Annotated in this window: 18 protein-coding genes; 11 read left to right on the top strand and 7 right to left on the bottom strand. The window is 50.3% G+C overall.

Going from position 1 to position 21281, the window contains the following annotated elements; genetic code table 11:
• Positions 1-28 precede the first annotated feature (28 nt).
• Positions 29-907, top strand: a complete 879-nt coding sequence (locus HGH92_RS28195; RefSeq protein WP_168874151.1) for a class I SAM-dependent methyltransferase — start codon at positions 29-31, stop codon at positions 905-907.
• Here the strand turns inward: HGH92_RS28195 and HGH92_RS28190 are convergent.
• Positions 904-1323 (bottom strand): response regulator, encoded by a 420-nt coding sequence (locus tag HGH92_RS28190; protein WP_168874150.1) that lies wholly within the window; start codon positions 1321-1323, stop codon positions 904-906. The two genes, HGH92_RS28195 and HGH92_RS28190, sit on opposite strands and share 4 nt — an antisense overlap.
• Positions 1324-1503: 180 nt before the next feature.
• Between HGH92_RS28190 and HGH92_RS28185 the strand changes: the two genes are divergently transcribed.
• Positions 1504-2175, top strand: coding sequence for a DUF4136 domain-containing protein (locus HGH92_RS28185; RefSeq protein ID WP_168874149.1), 672 nt, complete (start codon positions 1504-1506; stop codon positions 2173-2175).
• A 4-nt stretch (positions 2176-2179) separates the two neighbouring features.
• On the opposite strand, the gene HGH92_RS28180 is transcribed toward HGH92_RS28185, so the two are convergent.
• Positions 2180-2623: a nuclear transport factor 2 family protein gene (locus HGH92_RS28180; protein ID WP_168874148.1), complete on the bottom strand. Its 444-nt coding sequence runs from the start codon at positions 2621-2623 to the stop codon at positions 2180-2182.
• Between the two features lie 81 nt (positions 2624-2704).
• Between HGH92_RS28180 and HGH92_RS28175 the strand changes: the two genes are divergently transcribed.
• Positions 2705-2932, top strand: coding sequence for a DUF3820 family protein (locus tag HGH92_RS28175; protein ID WP_211092766.1), 228 nt, complete (start codon positions 2705-2707; stop codon positions 2930-2932).
• 85 nt (positions 2933-3017) lie between these two features.
• Here HGH92_RS28175 and HGH92_RS28170 read toward each other — a convergent pair whose 3' ends face one another.
• Positions 3018-3509: a polymer-forming cytoskeletal protein gene (locus tag HGH92_RS28170; RefSeq protein WP_168874147.1), complete on the bottom strand. Its 492-nt coding sequence runs from the start codon at positions 3507-3509 to the stop codon at positions 3018-3020.
• Positions 3510-3527: 18 nt separating this feature from the next.
• Entirely contained in the window at positions 3528-4592 is a 1065-nt protein-coding gene (locus tag HGH92_RS28165) for a ParM/StbA family protein (protein ID WP_168874146.1), read from the bottom strand.
• 246 nt (positions 4593-4838) lie between these two features.
• Between HGH92_RS28165 and HGH92_RS28160 the strand changes: the two genes are divergently transcribed.
• The gene (locus HGH92_RS28160) at positions 4839-5204 is read left to right on the top strand and encodes a hypothetical protein (RefSeq protein ID WP_168874145.1); all 366 of its coding nucleotides are present in this window, start codon (positions 4839-4841) and stop codon (positions 5202-5204) included.
• A gap of 369 nt (positions 5205-5573) precedes the next feature.
• Positions 5574-7424: a M1 family metallopeptidase gene (locus HGH92_RS28155; RefSeq protein ID WP_168874144.1), complete on the top strand. Its 1851-nt coding sequence runs from the start codon at positions 5574-5576 to the stop codon at positions 7422-7424.
• A gap of 164 nt (positions 7425-7588) precedes the next feature.
• Here the strand turns inward: HGH92_RS28155 and HGH92_RS28150 are convergent, their stop codons facing one another.
• Complete coding sequence (locus tag HGH92_RS28150; protein WP_168803634.1) at positions 7589-7846, bottom strand: acyl-CoA-binding protein; 258 nt, start codon at positions 7844-7846, stop codon at positions 7589-7591.
• 197 nt (positions 7847-8043) lie between these two features.
• On the opposite strand from HGH92_RS28150, the gene lepA reads away from it, so the two are divergent.
• Together lepA and HGH92_RS28140 are read left to right on the top strand one after the other, a co-directional pair.
• Positions 8044-9837, top strand: a complete 1794-nt coding sequence (gene lepA / locus HGH92_RS28145; protein ID WP_168874143.1) for a translation elongation factor 4 — start codon at positions 8044-8046, stop codon at positions 9835-9837.
• Positions 9838-9964: 127 nt separating this feature from the next.
• Positions 9965-12385 carry an AsmA-like C-terminal region-containing protein gene (locus tag HGH92_RS28140; RefSeq protein ID WP_168874142.1) on the top strand — a complete coding sequence of 807 codons (2421 nt, stop codon included), beginning with the start codon at positions 9965-9967 and terminating at the stop codon, positions 12383-12385.
• On the opposite strand, the gene HGH92_RS28135 is transcribed toward HGH92_RS28140, so the two are convergent.
• Entirely contained in the window at positions 12382-13677 is a 1296-nt protein-coding gene (locus HGH92_RS28135; RefSeq protein WP_168874141.1) for an O-acetylhomoserine aminocarboxypropyltransferase/cysteine synthase family protein, read from the bottom strand. The two genes, HGH92_RS28140 and HGH92_RS28135, sit on opposite strands and share 4 nt — an antisense overlap.
• 139 nt (positions 13678-13816) lie before the next feature.
• Here HGH92_RS28135 and HGH92_RS28130 point away from each other — a divergent pair, with 139 nt between their 5' ends.
• From HGH92_RS28130 to HGH92_RS28115, 4 genes are read left to right on the top strand one after another with little or no spacing between them, the layout of a single operon-like run.
• Complete coding sequence (locus HGH92_RS28130; protein ID WP_168874140.1) at positions 13817-15205, top strand: 3' terminal RNA ribose 2'-O-methyltransferase Hen1; 1389 nt, start codon at positions 13817-13819, stop codon at positions 15203-15205.
• Entirely contained in the window at positions 15202-16281 is a 1080-nt protein-coding gene (locus tag HGH92_RS28125) for a DNA polymerase beta superfamily protein (protein ID WP_247655060.1), read from the top strand. The genes HGH92_RS28130 and HGH92_RS28125 overlap by 4 nt, the downstream gene beginning before the upstream one ends.
• Complete coding sequence (locus HGH92_RS28120; RefSeq protein ID WP_168874139.1) at positions 16265-18865, top strand: polynucleotide kinase-phosphatase; 2601 nt, start codon at positions 16265-16267, stop codon at positions 18863-18865. Before HGH92_RS28125 ends, HGH92_RS28120 begins: the two co-directional genes overlap by 17 nt.
• Before the next feature lie 30 nt (positions 18866-18895).
• Positions 18896-19846: an NADP-dependent oxidoreductase gene (locus tag HGH92_RS28115; RefSeq protein ID WP_168874138.1), complete on the top strand. Its 951-nt coding sequence runs from the start codon at positions 18896-18898 to the stop codon at positions 19844-19846.
• Between the two features lie 79 nt (positions 19847-19925).
• On the opposite strand, the gene manA is transcribed toward HGH92_RS28115, so the two are convergent.
• Positions 19926-21131 carry a mannose-6-phosphate isomerase, class I gene (gene manA / locus HGH92_RS28110; RefSeq protein WP_211092765.1) on the bottom strand — a complete coding sequence of 402 codons (1206 nt, stop codon included), beginning with the start codon at positions 21129-21131 and terminating at the stop codon, positions 19926-19928.
• Positions 21132-21281 lie beyond the last annotated feature (150 nt).

Genomic DNA, 21281 nt, shown 5'->3' with positions numbered 1-21281 from the left:
ATTGTCTTTCTCCAAAAAAGACACAACCATGAAGGAATCTGCCTCGAGTAAAACCGCGCAGTATATGGCACTATTCCGTGCTATGGAAACCACCCGTTCAGAAAAAAAAAGAGTATTCAGGGATAAATATGCACACCTCTTTTTATCACCCGGTTTGAAGGTGGCGGCATGGTTGAGCCATCTGCGCGTTTTTCGTAAGGTAGTTGAAAATATTATCCGCAAAAAAATTCCCGGCGCCTATACCTCCGGCATAGCCCGCACCCGGTTAATAGATGAGTTACTGGAGGAAGCCGTCCGCAAAGGAGCCCGGCAGGTCATGATCCTGGGGGCCGGCTTCGATACCAGGGGCCTCCGGCTGCCGTTTCTGCATGGTATGCCGGTCATCGAAATAGACCATCCCAATACGGCCAAATACAAGCTGTCAAGGCTCAGCAGGCAACATATTCCCAGGCATATCCGCTACTATCAGATAGATTTCAACCGGCAGAGCCTTGACCAGCTGGGGGCGCAGCATCAATTCGATTTTACGGTGCCCACTGCCATCATCTGGGAAGGGGTGACCAACTACCTCACCGCGGAAGCTATTGACAGTACTTTTGCCTTTCTGCAACGGTTCCCGCCAGGATCTCACGTCATCTTCACCTATGTGCACCAGGAAGTGCTGGACAATCCGGCGACTTTTACAGGCGCCGAAAAACTACTGAAAGACGTTGCTAACCTGGAAGAAAAATGGACTTTCGGTTTTGAACCGTCCGCATTGGCTGCTTACCTGCAGCGTTTCGGGTTCACCCTCACCAAAGACCTCGGGGCCGATGAATACCGGGCGCTTTATCTGAATGGAAGGGAAAAAGAAAAAGGGTATGAATTTTACCGGGTGGCTTTCGCCCGCCGGACAGAAGAGGGTTAATGTAAAGAAGAAGTACCTCTGGCCAATACTATCTGCAATAACTTACACAGGTCGTCAAACCGTGCTGGTTTGGTGATATAATCGACGGCGCCCATGGAACGGGCGGTGGATATTTCCCGGGGTTCATCACTGGTGCTGTAAATAATCACCGGGATATCTTTCAGGTGTTCAATATCCTTGATCCGCTCCAGGAAAACGATACCATTCATCAACGGCATATTCAGGTCCAGAAAAATAAGGTCGGGTTTGTAAGCGCGGGTACAAAGATTGTCCAGTGCCTCCTGGCCGTTGCCGGCGGTGAGGCATTTCACAGGATGATTCAGTTCCGCCAGCGCCAGTTTGAAAAGCTCCTGGTCATCTGTATCATCGTCCACCAACAGGAGGGTTTTTAGCTCTCCATGATCTTTGTATTCCATATAGCGGTCTCCAGGTTATAAATGTACGGTTTATTCTCTGAATAAAAGGTGCTCAAAATACTATATAATTCATTCACGCTCACGCCTATATGTAGCGTTTAAAGCTGAACATTTTGACGCTGTGGATGTTATCCATATAGACACAAACCCCCTTTTCCGGGGATTGTTAAAAAAAATCTTATGTGTACATTATTTGCATCTTTTGGCCGCCGCTACCGGGGACATATTGCCCTGCTGGCGATAGCGCTGTTTATAGCCGCTTGCGGCACTTCCGTTCATATGACCGGTACCTGGAAAGACCCGGCGGCTGAACAAGGCGGTTACCACAATATCCTGGTGGCCGGCCTCAGCTCCAACCAGACAGCACGCGCCACCGTGGAAGGTAAACTGGTGGCACAGTTACAGCAACACGGGGTGACGGCCGGGAAAAGCATCGATCTGTTTCCGCCCAACTTCGACCCTAAAAAGGAAGAATCAGTAAAAAACGCTTCCGGCAAGATCGAAGCTGCCGGCTACAAGGCGGTGCTGACCGTGACACTGGTCAACAAGGAGTCTGAAACCCGTTATGTGCCCGGCTCCGTGATGTATGCGCCATATCCTGCCTATGGCTGGTATGGCCGGTTCTGGGGTTACTATGGCTACATGTACAATTCTGTGTATTCACCGGGATACTATACAACTGACAAGGTTTATTTCCTGGAAAGCAACTTGTACGACCTTACCCAGGACGGGAAACTGGTGTGGTCCGGCCAGTCAGAAACCTATAACCCCAACAGCCTCGAATCTTTTGCGACCGCCTATGCCAAAAAAGTGGCGGAGGCATTGCAGAACAACGGGCTGCTAAAACGGTAGCGGGTCAGTTGGAAGGCTGGTTGTCATAATAGGTACGGTCCTGGATGATCTTGCCATCTTCAACGGTAAAAACCACGCAAATGGGGAGTTGCCATTTTTTGCCGTCCCGGCCTGTGGCGCTGGAAACAAATTCAACGATGATATGGTTTTTATCGCCGTAGATTTCTTTTACCTCATCATGAACATCAGGAAACAACTGATGGAGGCCCTGATATTTTTTAGTCAGCTGGGAACGGGTGAGCGTCACCATTTCCGGACCGGATTCGGGGTCCAGGAACCGCGCCGAATCGGCGTAGCAGGCCGCCATCTTATGCCAGTCGTGTTCATTAAAAGCAGCGAACATTTCCTTTACCACCTGAACATGAGGGTTGGACAGGCTGATTTTTCCTCCAGGCTGAACACAGGACGCCAACAGGAAAAGAGATAAAAACGTACAGTACATTTTCATAGCAGGGTAATTGGTTTGAGTGAAATCAAATTACGAAGAAGTACGATAAAAGCCTAACTTGCCTGTTTTATAATTGATTTTATGGAGATGACACAACCGAACCCGGAGATATTGCAGCAACTGGTGACCATGAAAATGCCCTTCGGGAAGTATAAGGACGTTGTACTGTGCGATTTGCCGGTAAGTTATCTGGAATGGTTTCAGCGCAATGGCTTTCCCAAAGGGAAACTGGGCATGATGCTGGAAACGATGCTGGTCATCAAAATGAACGGCCTTACACATTTGCTGACACCACTGAAAAAACAATAATGCCTGAAAGAAAAGAGGCTGCCTCGTTTGCGGGCAGCCTCTCCAAATAACGTTTAAGTATATACGTTGTTTAGTCAGGACATGGTTAAAACCAACTGGTGGTTTGTTCTTCTTCTTCGTTGGCGGCCGACGCGGCAGGAGTTGCAGCGGCAGCAGTAACAGGAAGGGTTTCTCCCGCCACAGGAGAATGATGTGGTTCTACAGCGGATGGTGTTTCCGTTTTAGGCGTGGGAAGCACATTTTTACGGATGGCTCCTTCCACGACCGCGCCCTCTTCCAGTTCAAGGACAATGGCATTCACATCTCCCTTGACGAAGGCTTTATTGCTAATATGCGCTTTGTTGCTGATATACACGTCTCCATACACTTTTCCGTGTACAACGAGGTCGGCTGCGTAAATATGCCCTTTAATGCTGGCAGTTTCGCTCACTACCAGTTTGCCGGTCGTTTTTACATTACCCTTTACGTTTCCGTCAATCCGTCCTGAAATCGTAGCGTCGATGCTGCCGTTTACGGATACTTCTTTCGGGATACGAAATGCTCCCGGTACAATAATGTTTCGGAAAAAATGTCTCACACTTATCACACAAAGAAATTAGAGGGTTATGGGATTATTTACGACTGGTTGATGCTCGTCATCGAATGTAGAGATAATAGAACTGGAGTTGCCAAGGTCGAGGCCTACGCTCCGTTGAGGTTTATTGTCTGATATCCGAAGACTGTTATAAAGATAACCAATACTCATGAGTTTTTCAGGATCGGGCGCCACTTCTACCGGAATAAAATCACGGAACTCTTCCTGGAAAGCATCGGTCAGTTCTTTATAGTAAGCACCGCCACCCATCAGGTATATTTTTTCGCAGCTTTCAAAGTCCAGATCGGTGAAGTAGCTGCGCATCAGCGGAGATACCACTTCTTTGTAATACTGTGTCAGTACACCTTTACGCATCTCCCGCAGGTCAATGCGTTTACGGTTGGTGAAAATGGAGCCTTTCATAAAGGCATCGTCTACCTGGTGTTCGTTTTTCATCTCCAGGTAATGTTTCTGGTTCAGTTCACGGGTCAGGTTGTTGATAGCGTAACGGATACCGTGGGAGCTGAAGCAGGTACGGTGTACCAGCCCGTCGCCGGTGGCCATGCCGCCTTCTATGGTGCCGAAACCGAAGCTGATAGCGATGAAATTGTCCAACTGCGGTTCGTTGATGGTCTTTTTCAGGCCAATGATGCCGCCTACGATCTCGGGGATGACTTCATATTTTTCGATGTCGAACATCGCTTTTTTGAAAGACCCTTTGGTATTGTACGTCTGCGTATCATAGTCGATGAGGAAATGCCTTTTGCTCAGGAACTGCTCAGCGGCGGTCTTGTAGACATTGTAAGTGGAAAAAGGGAAGCCCATAGTGAGCGCAATGGGTTGCTGTACTTTGTCGGCGGTATTCAGCAGTGCCGCTTTGAACAGGATTTCATAGTCTTCTTCAGTCGGAGCTGCATTGGTAATCCTTCCGGGATTGATGCCTCCTCGTTTGGCCAGGTTGCCTACCAGATACCAGGTTTCATCTTTTTTGATCTTCAAGCCGTTGAGCAAATCCTTGCTCGAGTTTTCGGTGTTCCCAAAGGCAGTCTCAAAAACGCTGGGAAAACTGGTTGTAGTTACTTTCATAGTGTTGTATTGATAATAACGGTTGTTTTCTCAATTTAGCCGGGATGAGGGTTTCATCATGATACTAAACAGGGCTTAAATATATAAAATATTAATAAACAAGGGGATGACAATCGCTGAATGTAAGTTAAATTTAATACACGTTCTCTGAATTACAAAATACGACATCATACTAAAAAGGCCGGATTCCCGTTTTTTAAGAGTCCCCCTTGTCCCTGCCTGCATTCACCTTTTATCTGGTTTTTCATGCGATCCATGCGATATGCCTGGCTGCTTTCAGGGCTGCTATGGGCTTGTAACTCCTCCCAAAAAATTTATACCGCCCCCGCCATCGGTGCGGAAGCGCAGTTCGACAAAGGGCTGCGTCCCGAAAAACATCCTAAATACCTGTTCGATAAAAAGACAATGAAAGACCTCGAACGGCAGGGCGTGGTGTCTGAATACAACAGCAAACGGAGGAATACTGCCCCTACGGCACCCGTGAAAAAAGCCGGTGGCGATGGTCCCGCCGCCACAGACTCCACCGCGCATACAAAAGACAGCACCGGTACCATACTGCCTCATCCGGCAGATAGCGTGCGGCCGCAACAGGACAGTATTCCTCATGGTTAAAATGCCTTTGAATTTTGACGGCCTTTTGGACGTCACATTTTGCTCCCAGGGCTAAAGCCCTGGGCTACGTTGTGTATGGCTTTTTCCGAATATGGGTTTATAAGGGGTGGGGCTGGTATCTCAAACAACTCATGGCGATAACTTAAAAGATAACTATCGCTCAAAGGTTGCAGCATCCAATTCAGATTATTTAATCACCCTTCAAAAGTGCAGGTACCAGGTCTCTCCTGTAATTAAAAGGCCCCAACCCTGAAAGAAACTGAAACACATCGTAGCCCAGGGCTTAAGCCCTGGGAATCGCGAAAATCCCTATTTTTGAAGAACAAGCCCTTCAGTTTGCGGCTCTTTACGAATGATGAATGATGTATAATGACAAAGCGTTTCCTTTTTTTACTGTTGCTGGCAGGCTGGCAACAGGTTACAGCACAATCCCTGTTCATGCCACGGAATATCCGTCAGGCATATGAGAAACAAACACGGAACGAAAGTGGAGCCCCGGGCCCGCGCTATTGGCAAAATAAAGCCAGTTACGATATCCAGGTGAAGTTTGAACCTGCGACCAACCTGGTGTCTGGGTCAGAAACCATCGTGTATACCAACAACAGCCCGGACACACTACGTTTCCTGAACTTTAAGCTTTTTGCCAACCTCTTCCAGCATGGCGCCATCCGTAATATGGTGGTGACGGCGGAAGACCTGCACAAAGGGGTGGCCATTAAAAATTTTAAAGTCAATGGTACGGCCCGAAGTGTGTCGGCCGTCACCGGAACCAATATGCCGGTGAACGTGGACGACCTCGCACCGGGACAACAGGCAAAGATCTCCCTCGACTTCTCCTATGTACTGAATGAAAACACGCATATCCGCACAGGCACAGTAGATACCGGCGCTTATTTTATTGCTTACTTCTTCCCGAGAGTAGCGGTGTATGACGATATCAACGGATGGGACATGGTGCCCTACAACGGCGTGACAGAGTTCTATAACGATTTCAGCGATTTTCGTGTAGCGGTCACCGTACCCGGCAATTACCAGGTATGGGCCACCGGCGACTTGAAAAACGGACAGGAAGTGTATACCGATACCTACCTGAAAAGAATTGCCCGCGCTGAAAAAAGTGACGAGGTCATCGACATTATTGACAGCTCAGACATCCGGAAGGGAAATATTTCCCCCCGCAAAAGCTCCAATACCTGGCGGTTTGAAGCCTCCAATGTGGTGGATTTCGCTTTCGCCACCAGTAACCACTATTGCTGGAAAGCTGCCAGCGTAGAAGTGGACCCGTCCACGAAACGCCGCACCCGGGTGGATATAGCCTTCAATCCCACACACCCGGACTATTTTGAAGTAATTGACTACGCAACAATGACCGTCGATAAAATGAGCCATCGTTTCCCGAAATGGCCGTTCCCTTATCCGCATATCACCATATTCGACGGGCTGGACCAGATGGAGTACCCCATGATGGTAAACGACAACCCGGTATCCAGCAAAGCGGGCGCCATAGAGCTGACTGATCACGAGATCTTTCATACCATGTTCCCTTTTTATATGGGCACCAACGAAACCATCTACGCCTGGATGGACGAAGGCTGGGCCACCATAGGAGAGTGGCTGATTTCTCCCATGATCGATTCCACCATCGTGGACAACTACGGCATGCCCAATTACAACGCTATTGCAGGCCGTGCCCAGGACCTTCCTATCATGACGCCTTCCAACCAGCTGACAGACGCCTACATGACCAATTCCTATCCCAAACCGGCTCTGGGCTATCTCTATGTAAAAGATATGCTGGGCGACAGCCTTTTTCTAAAAGCACTGCATCATTATATCCGCACCTGGAACGGCAAACATCCGCAGCCGTATGACTTCTTCAACTGCATCAATACCGGCTCCGGCAGGAACCTGAACTGGTTCTGGAAAAGCTGGTTCTTCGATGATGGCTACCCGGACCTGGCCATCGAAAAAGTCAACCGTAACGGACAACGATGGGAAGTGACCATCTTGTCCAAAGGCACCAAACCCGTACCAGTGGACGTGACAGTATTGTTCGATGACCAGACAACGCTGCAGCTGCATAAAAGCATCGAATGCTGGGAAAAAGGCAATAAAACTGTAACGCTGGGGTTCTCTTCTTCCAAAAAAATCAGTAAAGTAACATTGGGAAGCACCTGGGTGGCCGATGTAAATCCTTCGGATAACGTGAAGGTGTTGTAGGGCAACATCGTTGAAATAATGGCGGGGGATGAACGCAATGAGCTATGATTACACAGCGGTCTGTTTTTCCCATGCCGCAATTAACCATAGCTTAGGTGCGCTGCCTTGAAAAGATCTAAAACAAAACGTAGCCCAGGGCTTTAGCCCTGGGAACAAAAATGCAATCAGCCTTTCAGGCGTTTTACGAGATCAATGTATTCCTGCATGGCAGCCTCTTTGGACTTACCTTTCAGCGCAGCCCAGGCTTCATGTTTGGCTTTAGCTACAAAGTCGAACGGATTGGCCGGAGGGTCTGTGTCCACATCACCGGTGGAACCTTGTTTGTAAAGGCTGTATAATTGCAGCAGTATCTCATTGGACGGTTTCTCAGAGAGGGTTTTGCTTTCAGCAGCAGCTTGTTCAAATTGTGCGGTCAGGTCCATATCATCAGGTTTTAGATCAAATAATATCCCACAGGGGGATTTATATCTAATATATGAAAAATTGACAATCCGCATGTAGCATGTTTATCAAAACATAATCGACTGAAACCGCTGACTAATGAACTAATTTTAATACCTTTGCGGCCTGAAAAGGTTTAATGCGGCACTTTAGCCGCCACAGGCCAGTAAATCAACATATGAAGAATATTCGCAATTTTTGTATCATTGCCCATATTGACCACGGTAAGAGTACCCTGGCTGACCGATTATTGGAATTTACCAAAACGATCTCTGATCGTGACATGCAGGCGCAGGTGCTGGACGACATGGACCTGGAACGTGAGAAAGGCATCACTATCAAGAGCCACGCCATCCAAATGAATTACACCGCCAAAAACGGCGAAAAATATACCTTTAACCTGATCGATACCCCTGGTCACGTGGATTTCTCCTACGAAGTGTCCCGCGCGCTGGCTGCCTGCGAAGGCGCCCTGCTGCTGGTAGACGCTGCCCAGGGTATCCAGGCCCAAACCATCTCCAACCTGTACCTCGCACTGGAAAACGATCTGGAAATCATCCCTGTGATCAATAAAATTGATATGCCGGGCGCCATGATCGAAGAGGTGAAAGACCAGATCATTGAACTGATCGGTGTAAAAGATGAAGACATCCTGCTGGCTTCCGGTAAAACCGGTATCGGCATCGAGGAAATCCTTGAAGCGATCGTAACCCGTATCCCGGCCCCCAAAGGCAGCCTGGACACACCGCTGCAGGCGCTCATCTTCGACAGCGTGTTCAACTCTTTCCGCGGCATCATCGCCTACTTCCGTGTGTACAACGGTTCCATCAAAAAAGGAGATAAAATCAAATTCGTTAATACTGGGGAAGAATATGAAGCCGATGAAGTAGGTATCCTCAAACTGGGACTGGAACCCCGTAAGGAGGTATTTGCCGGCGACGTGGGTTATATCATCACCGGTATCAAAAGCGCAAAAGAAGTAAAAGTAGGGGATACCATCACCCTCGCCAGCAACCCTTGCGAAGAAGGCATCAAAGGCTTCCAGGAGGTAAAACCAATGGTATTTGCCGGTATCTTCCCGGTGGTGACCGAAGATTTCGAAGAGCTGCGCGAATGTATGGACAAACTCCAGCTCAACGACGCCTCCCTGACCTACGAACTGGAAACGTCTCAGGCGCTGGGCTTCGGCTTCCGTTGCGGCTTCCTGGGCATGCTCCACATGGAGATCATCCAGGAACGTCTCGAAAGGGAGTTTAACCAGACGGTGATCACCACCGTGCCCAACGTAGGGTTCATTGCCCATACCACCAGAGATGGCGTGGTGATCGTGAACAACCCGAGCGAAATGCCGGACCCTACAAAACTGGAAAGGATCGAAGAACCTTTTATCCGCGCGCAGATCATCACCAAACCGGAATATATCGGTAACATCATGACCCTCTGCCTCGGGAAACGTGGTATCCTGCTCAACCAGAGCTATCTGACCACCACCCGTGTAGAGCTTATGTTTGAACTGCCGCTCACCGAGATCGTATTCGACTTCTATGATAAACTGAAGAGCCAGACCCGCGGGTATGCCTCTTTTGACTATACGCCAATTGGCTTCCGTGACAGCGACATCGTGAAAATGGACATCCTGCTCAACGGCGATAAGGTGGATGCCCTGAGCGCGCTGATCCACCGCAGCAGGGCACAGGACTTCGGCCGCAAGCTCTGCGAAAAGCTGAAAGACCTGTTGCCACGCCAACAGTTCCTCATCGCCATCCAGGCTGCCGTAGGCGCCAAAATCCTGGCCCGCGAAAACATCAGCGCCATGCGTAAGGACGTTACCGCAAAATGTTATGGCGGTGACATCTCCCGTAAACGTAAACTGCTGGAGAAACAGAAAGAAGGTAAAAAACGTATGCGCCAGATCGGTAACGTGGAAGTGCCGCAGGAAGCCTTCCTGGCCGTACTTAAGCTGGATGACTAATACGCTGAAAATCTATATAACGGCGAAGGTTCTACGGAATCTTCGCCGTTTTTATTTTCCGTAAAAGCGGAATTTTTCGTAAACTGTTTACGTGTTCGAATGTTATACCCTTTAAAACATCCATTACATGCGTAAATGGCTCAAAGTTGTGCTGATTGCAGGAGGAAGCCTCATCGCCCTGATCATACTGTTGTCTGTAGGCCTGGCACTGTACATTAAAGTCAATAAAGCTGCGTTCCTGAAGCAGATTACGGACCAGCTCAATGACAATATCAATGGAAAGTTATCTGTGGAAGATATGGAGCCCTCCCTCTTCAAAAGCTTCCCCAACGTGTCTATCGCCCTGAAAAAAGTACAGGTGCAGGACAGCCTTTGGCAACAACATCATCATGCCCTGTTGGACCTGGACTATATTTTCGTACGGGTGAACACGTTATCACTGTTACGCAAACACGTAGATGTAAAAGAAATCGCCCTGGAAAAAGGTAATATCTACCTGTATACCGACAGCACCGGTTATAGCAACACTTCAGCATTCATTGCCAGCAAAAGCGGCAGGAAGAACGGCTCCTCCAAAGACGCCGATGTCAGTAATATCGCGCTTTCCCAGATCACTTTTACAATAGACAACCGCCAGAAGTTCAAACTTTTTGAACTGGACGTCCAGGAGATGGATGGCAAGCTGAAGAGTACGGATTCCGGTATGCACCTCGACATGCGCTCTAAAATCCTGGCCCGCAATTTTTCATTCAATACCAACAAGGGCAGTTACCTGAAAGGCAGGACCCTGGGACTTGACCTGTCCCTGTTTTTTAATAAGACAACCAAACAGTTGATCATACCGGAACAACAGATAAAGATCGATAATACGCCCGTGCAGATAGCCGGTGTATTCGATTTCTCTGAGAAACCGCCACCATTCAGACTGAAGATCAATGCTAACCAGGTATTGCTGCAGGAGGCGGGTTCGTGGCTGTCACCCAATATATCCGGTAAACTGTCGACCATCCACCTCACGGCGCCGCTGGACGCGGAGGCTAACCTGCAGGGACATATGAAATTCCGGGACACGCCACATGTGGTCGTTACCTGGAAAACCACGAAAAACACACTGGTGACCGCCGTGGGCGAATGGAACAATTGCAGTTTCTCCGGACGCTTTAATAATGAAGTGGTACCCGGTGCCGGCCATACTGATGAAAACTCAGCGGTGAACATCTTTGGCCTGAAGGCTTCCCTGGGCCAGGTGCCGCTGGAAGCTGATACTATCCGCGTGGTGAACCTCAAACAACCCCTGTTGCGTGGCCATTTCCGGTCGCAGTTCCCGCTGGCGCACCTTAATACCGCCGCCAGTGATGTGCCACTGTTGTTCAGCGAAGGCACGGCTTCGGCAGACCTGTATTACACCGGACCGGTACTGAAAACCGACAATACGCCTTCCGCCCTGGAAGGAACGGTGCAAATACAAAGGGGCGGGTTTACTTACCTCCCGCGTGACCTTACTTTCCACGATTGCAGCGCCACGTTGCAGTTTACCGGGCAGGACCTGCTGGTACGCAATGTCCGCATACAATCCCGGAAAAGCGCGCTCCAGATGGAAGGCACCATCCGCAATATGATGAACCTGTACTTTACCGCACCGGAGAAGATAGAGCTGGATTGGAAGATCAGAAGCGCCCTGGTGGACCTTAATGAGTTCAAAAGTTTCCTGACCACCCGTAAAGGAAAGAAAGCCGCCCACAAGCCGAAAGCCAAAGCAGCAGGCAGGGTAGGCGAACAACTGGACAAAGTGCTGGCTTCGAGCAACGTGAAAATGGACGTGGCACTGGACAAGATCGTGTTTGAACATTTTACTGCCCAGAATGTGACAGCGCTCATTGCCATGACAGAATCAGACCTGTTGCTCAACAAGATCGCCTTCCAGCACGCCGGCGGCACAGCCCAGGCGTCGGGCACCGTACATCAGCAGGGTAACAACAATACTTTCAAAATGAACGCCAATGTCAACAATGTGCATATCGCGCAACTGTTTTATGCGTTCAATAATTTTGGGCTGGACGGCCTGCAGTCAAACAATCTCAAGGGAATTGTGTCTGCCAAAGCAGATATAAAGGGGAACGTATTGGATAATGGCGCGCTGGCAAAAAACTCCTTGTATGGTACGGTCAACTTTACCCTGCGAAACGGTGCCCTGGTGAATTTCGGGCCCATCGAAGACATCGGCCTCTTTTTGTTCCGCCGCAGGCGGCTGGACAGTATTACAATTGAAAACCTCAGCAATACCTTCCAGATACAGGGAAACAAAATCCTGATACCGCCTATGCGCATCGCATCCAGTGCAGTGAACATAGACGTGAACGGTGTATACGGTCTTACCGGTGGAACTAATATCAACCTGGACGTTCCATTGCGTAACCCCGCCAAAGACTCTGCTATCACCGATAAAGCCGAAAAACGGCGCAGAAGCAGGAAAGGTATTATCCTGCATCTCCACGCCGTTTCAGGAAGTGATGGTAAGGTTAAGATCAAGCTGGGCAAAGGCGATTAAGCGCCAAATGCCAGTCTGATATCTTCCCTGATATCGTCAATATGTTCTACACCCAGGGATATACGCAGCAGCCCCGGTTCCACGCCGGCGGCCCGTTGTTCCTCTTCGCTGAGCTGGGAGTGAGTGGTAGTGGCCGGGTGAATGATCAGCGTTTTGCTGTCGCCTACATTGGCCAGATGGTATATTAACTGTAACGACTGTACGAACTTGTCAGCAGCTTCTTTGCCGCCTTTAATTTTAAAGCTCAGTACGCCACCGAAGCCGTTTTGCAGGTATTTCTGCGCCAGGCCGTGATATTTGTTGCCTGGCAGGCCGGGGTAGTTTACGTACTCCACCTGCGGCTGTTCGGCCAGCCATTGTGCCAGCTGAAGGGCATTGTCTACCGTACGTTGTACACGCAGGGACAGGCTTTCCAGTCCCTGCAGGAACAGGAACGCATTCTGTGGCGCCAGGGCAGGACCCCAGCTACGGAGGCCGGTCACACGGGCGCGGATGATGTAGGCGATATTACCAAACGGGCTGTGGGAGCCAAATACCTCCCAGAATTTCATGCCATGGTAAGCATCATCGGGTTCGCTGAATTGTTTGAACTTTCCGTTGCCCCAGTTGTAATTGCCGCCGTCTACGATGATACCGCCGATGCTGGTGCCATGGCCGCCGATCCATTTGGTGGCTGCTTCCACTACCACGTTTGCGCCATGTTCCAGCGGCCGGCACAGGTAGCCGCCGGCGCCAAAGGTATTGTCTACTATCAGCGGCAGGTCATGCTTGCGCGCAATAGCGCCGAGCTTTTCGAAATCAGGAATAGCAAAGCCCGGGTTACCGATGGTTTCCACATAAATGGCTTTGGTATTTTCGTCTATCTGTTTTTCAAAGCTCTCCGGGTTATCTAGGTCGGCAAACCGGGCTTCTACGCCTATTCTTTTGAAGCTGACCTTAAACTGGTTGTAGGTGCCGCCATACAGATAGGAGGAGGTCACGAAGTTATCTCCCGGCAGCAGGATGTTGTGCAGCGCAATAAACTGGGCAGCCTGTCCGGATGCTACGGCCAATGCGCCTACGCCGCCTTCCAGCGCCGCCACCCTTTTTTCAAATACGTCCGTGGTAGGGTTCATAATGCGGGTGTATATATTGCCGAACTGTTTCAGTTCAAACAGGTCCGCCGCATGCTCCGCACTGTCAAAGGTATAAGAGGTAGTCTGGTAAATAGGAACCGCAGCCGATTTAGTGGTGGGGTCGGGGCTATACCCGGCATGTACCTGCAGGGTCTCAAAATGTAACTTCCTGGACATAATCTTGGTGTTTTATGAAGGTAGACAAAAGAAATAGTCCACAAATATAGTAGACTAATTTAGATTTCCAAATGATCGGGGTATATAAAATAAACTGTTATCTTCGGATGATCATTTGACGATTGTTTTTAGTGAACCTATGTTATTAACGATTACAACTACACGTTACCCCGCTACAGACCTTGGTTATCTGTTGCACAAACATCCGGCTAAGGTGCATACATTTCCTTTGACTGCCGGTGATGTACACATTTTTTATCCTGAAGCTACTGAAGAAAAATGCACAGCGGCTTTGCTGCTGGACCTTGACCCGGTGCGGCTTACCCGTAAAAACGGTCCGGGAGGCAATGATTTTGCACTGGAGCTGTATGTCAACGACCGGCCCTATGTGGCCTCTTCTTTTATGAGCGCCGCTATTTCACAGGCATATTCATCGGCCATGAACGGCCGTTGCAAAGACAAGCCCGAACTGGTGGACGTAGCCTTCCCGCTGGAAGTGACTTTGTCCGTGCTGCCCGTTAACGGCGGCGAACCACTGTTACGCAGCCTCTTTGAACCACTGGGTTACGAAGTAAGCGTACAGTCTTTACCGTTAGATACCCAATTTACGGAATGGGGCCGGAGCAGGTACTACGAAGTATCCCTGAAAAACACGCTGCCGCTATGGATGCTGTTATCACAGTTATATGTGCTGATACCGGTATGTGATAACGATAAACACTATTTTATCGGTAACCATGAGATTGAAAAACTCATGGAGAAAGGGCGCGACTGGCTGGAGGACCATCTGGCAAAGGAACTGATTGTACGTCGTTATATGAAGCACCTTGGCCCGCTCACCCGTCAGGCACTGGACCTGATCATGAAAGAGGAGGCTGTGCCGGAAGAAATAGAAGACACGCCGGCGCCCGCAGAAAAAATACGCCTGCACGACCTGCGCCTGCAAACGGTCCGCGACCTGTTGCTGGAACAGCAGGTAACTTCCGTTGCTGATCTGGGCTGCGGCGAAGGTAAACTGCTGCGGCTTTTGATGGAGAAACCTGCCTTTACCCGCATACTGGGCATGGACGTCAGTTACCGCTCACTGGAAATCGCGGGGGAAAAACTCAAACTGGACCGTATGCCCGAGCGGCAACGGAAACGGCTGGAATTAATACAAGGGTCCCTGTTATATAAAGATAAACGTCTCTCTGGTTTCGATGCGGCCACCCTCGTGGAAGTGATCGAACACCTGGAACCGCCACGTCTTGCGGTGCTGGAGAAAGTAGTATTTGAATACGCGCGTCCGTCTCTTGTGATTATCACGACGGTCAACGCGGAATATAACATTAAATACGAATCCCTTAACGCCGGCACTTTCAGGCATAACGACCACCGCTTTGAATGGACCCGGCCGGAGTTTGAAGCCTGGGCCACAGTGGTGGCGGAGCGTTTCGGATACACCGTTACTTTTAAACCGTTGGGCGAATGGGACGACGCAGTGGGCGCGCCCAGCCAGTTGGCACTGTTTACAATTGCAGATACATGATGACGTACGCTACATTAAAAGAACAAAGAGAATATCTGCTGCTGGAATGCATCAGCGGCAGCAGGGCTTATAACCTGCACGTACCCACGTCGGACACAGACCTGAAGGGCATTTTTATATTGCCGCAGGCGGAGCTGTATGGCATGAGCTTTACCGATCAGGTGTCGAATGACAGCAATGATGAAGTATACTTTGAGATAAAACGTTTCCTCGAACTCCTGGAGAAAAACAATCCCAATATCCTGGAATTGCTGAGTACACAGCAGGAGAATTGCCTGTTCCGTCATCCACTGATGGACCTCGTAAAGCCGGAGGATTTTCTTTCGCGCCTCTGTATGGACACCTTTGCAGGATACGCTCAAACCCAGATCAAAAGGGCACGTGGCCTCAATAAAAAGATTAACCAGTCATTCCCGGAAACAAGAAAAGATATCCTCGAATTTTGTTACGTGGTGCAGGGGAGCCAGAGCCTTCCCCTGAAACAATGGCTGGAAGCGAATCAGCTGCAACAGGAAGATTGTGGCATCTCCAGGATCGACCATTTCCGGGATGCCTATGCCTTGTTTCACCGGTATCAGTTTCCCCGTCCCGTAAGCCTGAAAGGCCTGTTCTCCGGCGCACAGGCAAACGATGTGCAGTTAAGTGCCATTCCTAAAGGGGTGGAACCGGTGGCGGTAATGCATTTTAACAAGGACGGCTATACGGTGTATTGCAGGGAGTTTGCGTCCTACTGGGACTGGGTGGAACATCGCAACGAAGCAAGGTATCAGCATAACCAGCAACTGGGCGCCGACTACGACAGCAAACACATGATGCATACCTTCCGGCTGTTGAACATGGCGGAGGAGATAGCCCTTTACCGGGAAGTGCGCGTATTCCGGGAGGACCGTGATTTCCTGTTAAGTATCCGCAGCGGGGAGTTTGCCTATGACACATTGATGCAGATGGCAACGGAAAAATTAACGCGTATAGAAGAACTGTATGCCAAATCAGACCTGCCGGAACGCCCCGACCCGGCCCTGACGCAGCAACTGTTAATTAAGATCAGAGAAGAATTTTATGGCAAGAAGAAATAATTTGTCCCATATATCCATTCCGGAATTGTCACTGGTACTGCTGGTAGGGCCGTCAGGCGCCGGTAAGTCCACCTTTGCCCGGAAATATTTTAAATCCACGGAAATCATCTCTTCTGATGTGTGCCGCGGATTGGTCAGTGATGATGAAAACAATCAGGTGGTATCAGCCGATGCTTTTGAGCTGGCGCGCTTTATGGCCGCCAAACGCCTCAAACACGGGCTGCTGACCGTAATAGATGCTACCAACGTACAACCTGAAAGCCGCAAAGACTGGATAAGGCTGGCCAGGGAATACCATGTGTTGCCGGTGGCTATTGTGCTGAACCTCCCCGAAGAAGTGTGCCGCAAACGCAACCAGTCCCGTCCGGACCGCAATTTCGGCGGCCATGTGATCCCGCAACAGATCAGCCAGTTGAAGCGCAACCTCCGACACCTGAAGGAAGAAGGCTTCCGCCAGGTATATGAACTGCGCTCCGAAGAAGATGTGGCCATGCTGGAAACCATTACCCGCACGCCGTTATACAATAATAAAAAAGATGAACACGGGCCGTTTGATATTATCGGAGACGTACACGGCTGTTATGATGAGCTGTGTACGCTGCTGCAGCAGTTGGGTTACGGCATAGACCGTGAACATGCGGAGCTGATAAGTGCGCCGCAGACGACTAACGAAGACGGCTATACGCGTACCCGCAAGCCTGTGTTTGTAGGCGACCTGGTGGACAGGGGGCCGGCTTCTCCGCAGGTGCTGCGCCTGGTGATGAATATGGTCGGCAACGGTTCCGCGCTGTGCGTACCGGGCAATCACGACGCCAAGCTCCTCAAATGGCTCAACGGCAGGCAGGTGCAGCTAAAGCATGGCCTGGAAAAGACGGTGGAGCAACTGGGTTCCGAAACACCGGAATTCCTGGAAGCAGTAAAAACATTCATCGATGGGTTAATCAGCCATTATGTACTGGACGATGGCAAGCTGGTGGTAGCACATGCCGGCCTGAAGGAAAATATGCAGGGCCGCGGCTCCGGCGCAGTAAGGGAGTTCTGTATGTATGGCGAAACCACCGGAGAAATAGACGAATTCGGTCTGCCGGTCCGCTATAACTGGGCGCTGGAATATAAAGGCAAAGCCATGGTGGTGTACGGGCATACGCCTGTGCCGCAGGCCCAGTGGCTGAACCGCACCATTGACATAGACACCGGTTGCGTTTTCGGAGGCAGCCTTACCGCGCTCCGTTATCCTGAGAAAGAGCTGGTGTCCGTACCGGCACTGCAACAGTATGCTGTGCCCGCCCGGCCGATAGGCTATAACGCTGACAGCAGCCTGAGTGTGCAACAGCAATATGATGGCCTGCTGGATATTGCAGACTTCATCGGAAAAAAAATTGTAGACACCCGCTACAGCCGCAATATCACTATCCGGGAGGAAAACAGCATCGCGGCACTGGAAGTGATGAGCCGTTTCGCCATCAATCCCAAATGGATGATTTACCTGCCACCGACTATGTCTCCGGTGGAAACATCCAATCTGCCGGGACTGCTGGAACATCCGGAAGGCGGACTGCAATACTTCCGGGAGACCGGCGTGCAGAAGGTGGTGTGTGAAGAAAAACACATGGGTTCCCGCGCTATTGTGGTGGTGTGCCGTAATGAGGACGTAGCCCGCGACCGTTTTGGAGTAGATGGGGAAGGCATTGGTGTGGTATATACCCGTACAGGACGTAGTTTCTTTACAGACAAAACGCTGGAACAGGCGTTTCTGGCCCGTGTCAATACAGCGCTGGAAACGTCCGGTTTCTATCACGATCACGAAACAGACTGGGTATGCCTGGACTGTGAACTGATGCCCTGGAGCGCCAAAGCACAGGCGTTGCTGCAGCAACAGTATGCTGCCGTGGGGACCGCTGCCAGTCAGGCGTTGCCGGCGGTGACAGCCGCGCTGGAGCAGGCGGTCCGCAACAATGTGCCTGCTCAATTGTTATTGGAGAAGTACCGCGGCCGTCAGCAACAGGTAACGGACTATGTGGCCGCCTATCGTCAGTACTGCTGGCCGGTACACAAACTGGAAGATTATAAACTGGCGCCTTTTCATATCATGGCCACAGAGGGTAAAACCTATTTCGACAAAGACCATGAATGGCATATGACCAATATCCGCAAATTCTGCGAGACAGACGCGGAGCTGCTGCTGGCCACCGCTTACCAGGTGGTCACCATCGGAGACCCGGAAAGCGAGCAGGCGGCGATCACGTGGTGGGAAAAACTCACAGCCGCAGGAGGCGAAGGAATGGTGATGAAACCTCACCAGTTCCTGACCACCGATACAAAGGGAATCATCCAACCGGCCGTGAAAGTACGGGGCAAAAATTATCTTCGTATTATTTATGGACCGGAATATGATGCGCCGGAGAACTTGTCGAGACTGCGTTCCAGAGGGCTGGGGGCCAAGCGCTCACTGGCTTTGCGGGAATTTGCCCTGGGACTGGAAGGACTGGAAAGATTTGTTGGTAAGGAGCCACTGCAAATGGTGCATCAGTGCGTTTTCGGTATCTTAGCGCTCGAAAGCGAACCGGTAGACCCCCGGTTGTAACCTGTTACTATTAATCAAACAAAGAAGCATATGAAAGCCATAGCCGTATCTGAATTTAAAGGTACCCCGACTTTGATGGACTTGCCCAAACCCGCCATCAGACCCGGTACTGTACTGATCAAAGTACAGGCCGCCGGTATGAACCCGTTCGACTGGAAAATGACTGACGGGATTATGAATAATGGAAAAACACCACACCAGTTTCCGCTGATCATGGGAGTGGACGGCGCCGGCGTGATTGAAGAAGTAGGAGAAGGCGTGACACGTTTTAAAAAAGGAGACCTGGTATATGGACAGTTCATCCATATGCCTATTGGCGAAGGCTCTTATGCTGAATATGCCATTGTGCCCGAGAAGTCAGGCCTCACCATAGCACCGATGAGAATACAGCCGGAAGAAGCAGCTGCAGTGCCTACTTCAGGCATGACGGCACTGCAAATGGTGGAGAAACTCAAATTGCAAAAGGGAGATGCTGTGCTGATCAACGGTGCTACCGGCGGTGTAGGTTCTTTTGCTACGCAGATCGCTGCCGCCAAAGGCCTGAAGGTGATTGCCACTGTGGGCGATGAGGACGATGCTAAACGCATGCATCGGTTGGGCGCAGCGGTGACCATCAACTATAAAAAAGCGCCGCTGGCAGACCAGGTAAAAGCAAAATTCCCCCATGGCGTAGATGGTCTGCTTGACCTGATAGGCAATAAAGAAAAGTTCGAGCAGAACCTCGATCTGGTAAAAGAAGGAGGCGGCGCACTGACCACGCAGTTTGTAGCGGACGATGAAGTGCTCAAGGCGAAGAAACTGCACGGCGGAAACTTTGAAACAGAAGGGAGCCCCGCGGCGCTGGACCAGCTTTCCCGCCTGATAGACCAGGGGCAGATCAAGGTGCCGGTGGAGAACAAAATCAGACTGGAAGATGCGCCGGCCGCTATCGCTGCCAGCCGTGAAGGAAAAGCCACCGGCAAGACGGTGATTGTTATGTAACTTTTGACTGGTTACCATAAAAGAGAAAAGCAGTGCAGGACCACCCTGCACTGCTTTTTCTTTTCTGTATAAAGAGTAATTATTTTACCGGCACAGTTGCCTTGAATATTTCCACGTTGTCGGCGGTGGTGATTTCATAGCTTTCGCCGTAGGCAGCCATTACACATTGGCCTTTATGAAGGGCCAGCGTGTCAGAGCCCTTCACGGTAGCAGTACCGCTCATGACGATCATGATTTCAGCCGCTTTTGCAGTATATTGATATACCTGTCCGGCACTGAGGTTGATTTTGCTGACTACAAAATCAGGAGCAGGCGTAGGATAGATTTTTTCCAGTCCGCCTGAAATGCTGTCACCGGCAAGCACGTTCGGATGCACGGCTTCAAAGCGGGTATGCTTCAGCAGTTCCGGCACATCAATATGTTTGGGCGTAAGGCCGCCACGCAGCACGTTGTCTGAATTGGCCATCAGTTCCACGTTCTGGCCTTCCAGGTAAGCGTGCGGGATACCTGCGTCCTGAAACACGGCCTGTCCGGGCTGTACATGAACGATGTTGAAGAAATAAATGGAGAAGATGCCCCTGTCGAGGTTGTCGGCGCCGTTTGGATCATTGAGCACTGCGCGTGCCGCCCAGAATGCCGGATCTGATTTAGAGAGTTTGCCGGCTTTGTAGTCCGGGATGAGGCGGTCTGTCAGCGGGCGCAGGATGATGTTGACCAGTGCCTGTGGCATTTCCATCACACTTTTATACAAGCCGAAATAACCTTCGTTTTCGTATATACCTACCAGTGAGGTAAACTCGGCGGTGTCCTGCAATACCTGCCGCAGCTTATCTTCCGGCAGGAAGCCGTGCAGCAGCCAGAATTCGCTGAGCGCCACCATGATTTCGGGTTTGTGGTTGGCGTCTTTATAGTTGCGGTTAGGTGCATTGAGCGGTATCCCTGCTGCATTTTCCCGGGCAAATCCTTTTTCGGCTTCTTCCTTGGTAGGGTGTACCTGAATAGACAGCATGTCTTTCACGTCCAGTATCTTGAGGAGATAAGGCAGTTCCTGGAACTGTTGCCATACCTGTGGCCCTACAATGCCTGCCGGATCTTGTTGTATCAGTTCATTCATGGGCACCGGACCATTGCTGGTGGTAATGGTGGACGGTGCGCTAGGATGCGCGCCCATCCAGTATTCTGCACTGGGTTTTTCCGATGGGGCTATTCCCAGCAAAGCGGGGATGTAAGTAGAACCGCCCCAGGCATAATGCTGAATCTTTCCATCCAGTCTGAATAATTTCATAAAAACGATTTACGGTTTATGGTTTTAACGGTTTGTCATCAGGCCGCCCTGTCGCAGCAAGGCCGAACCAGCGTGCATTGATAACTATCTGCAAATTACTGTCAAATTATTCAGATTTTTAAGCCCCCGGATGCTAAATAGTTGAAAAGC

This window comes from Chitinophaga varians, assembly GCF_012641275.1.
GTDB lineage: Bacteria > Bacteroidota > Bacteroidia > Chitinophagales > Chitinophagaceae > Chitinophaga > Chitinophaga varians_A.
This window is presented reverse-complemented; position numbering and strand designations above follow the sequence as displayed.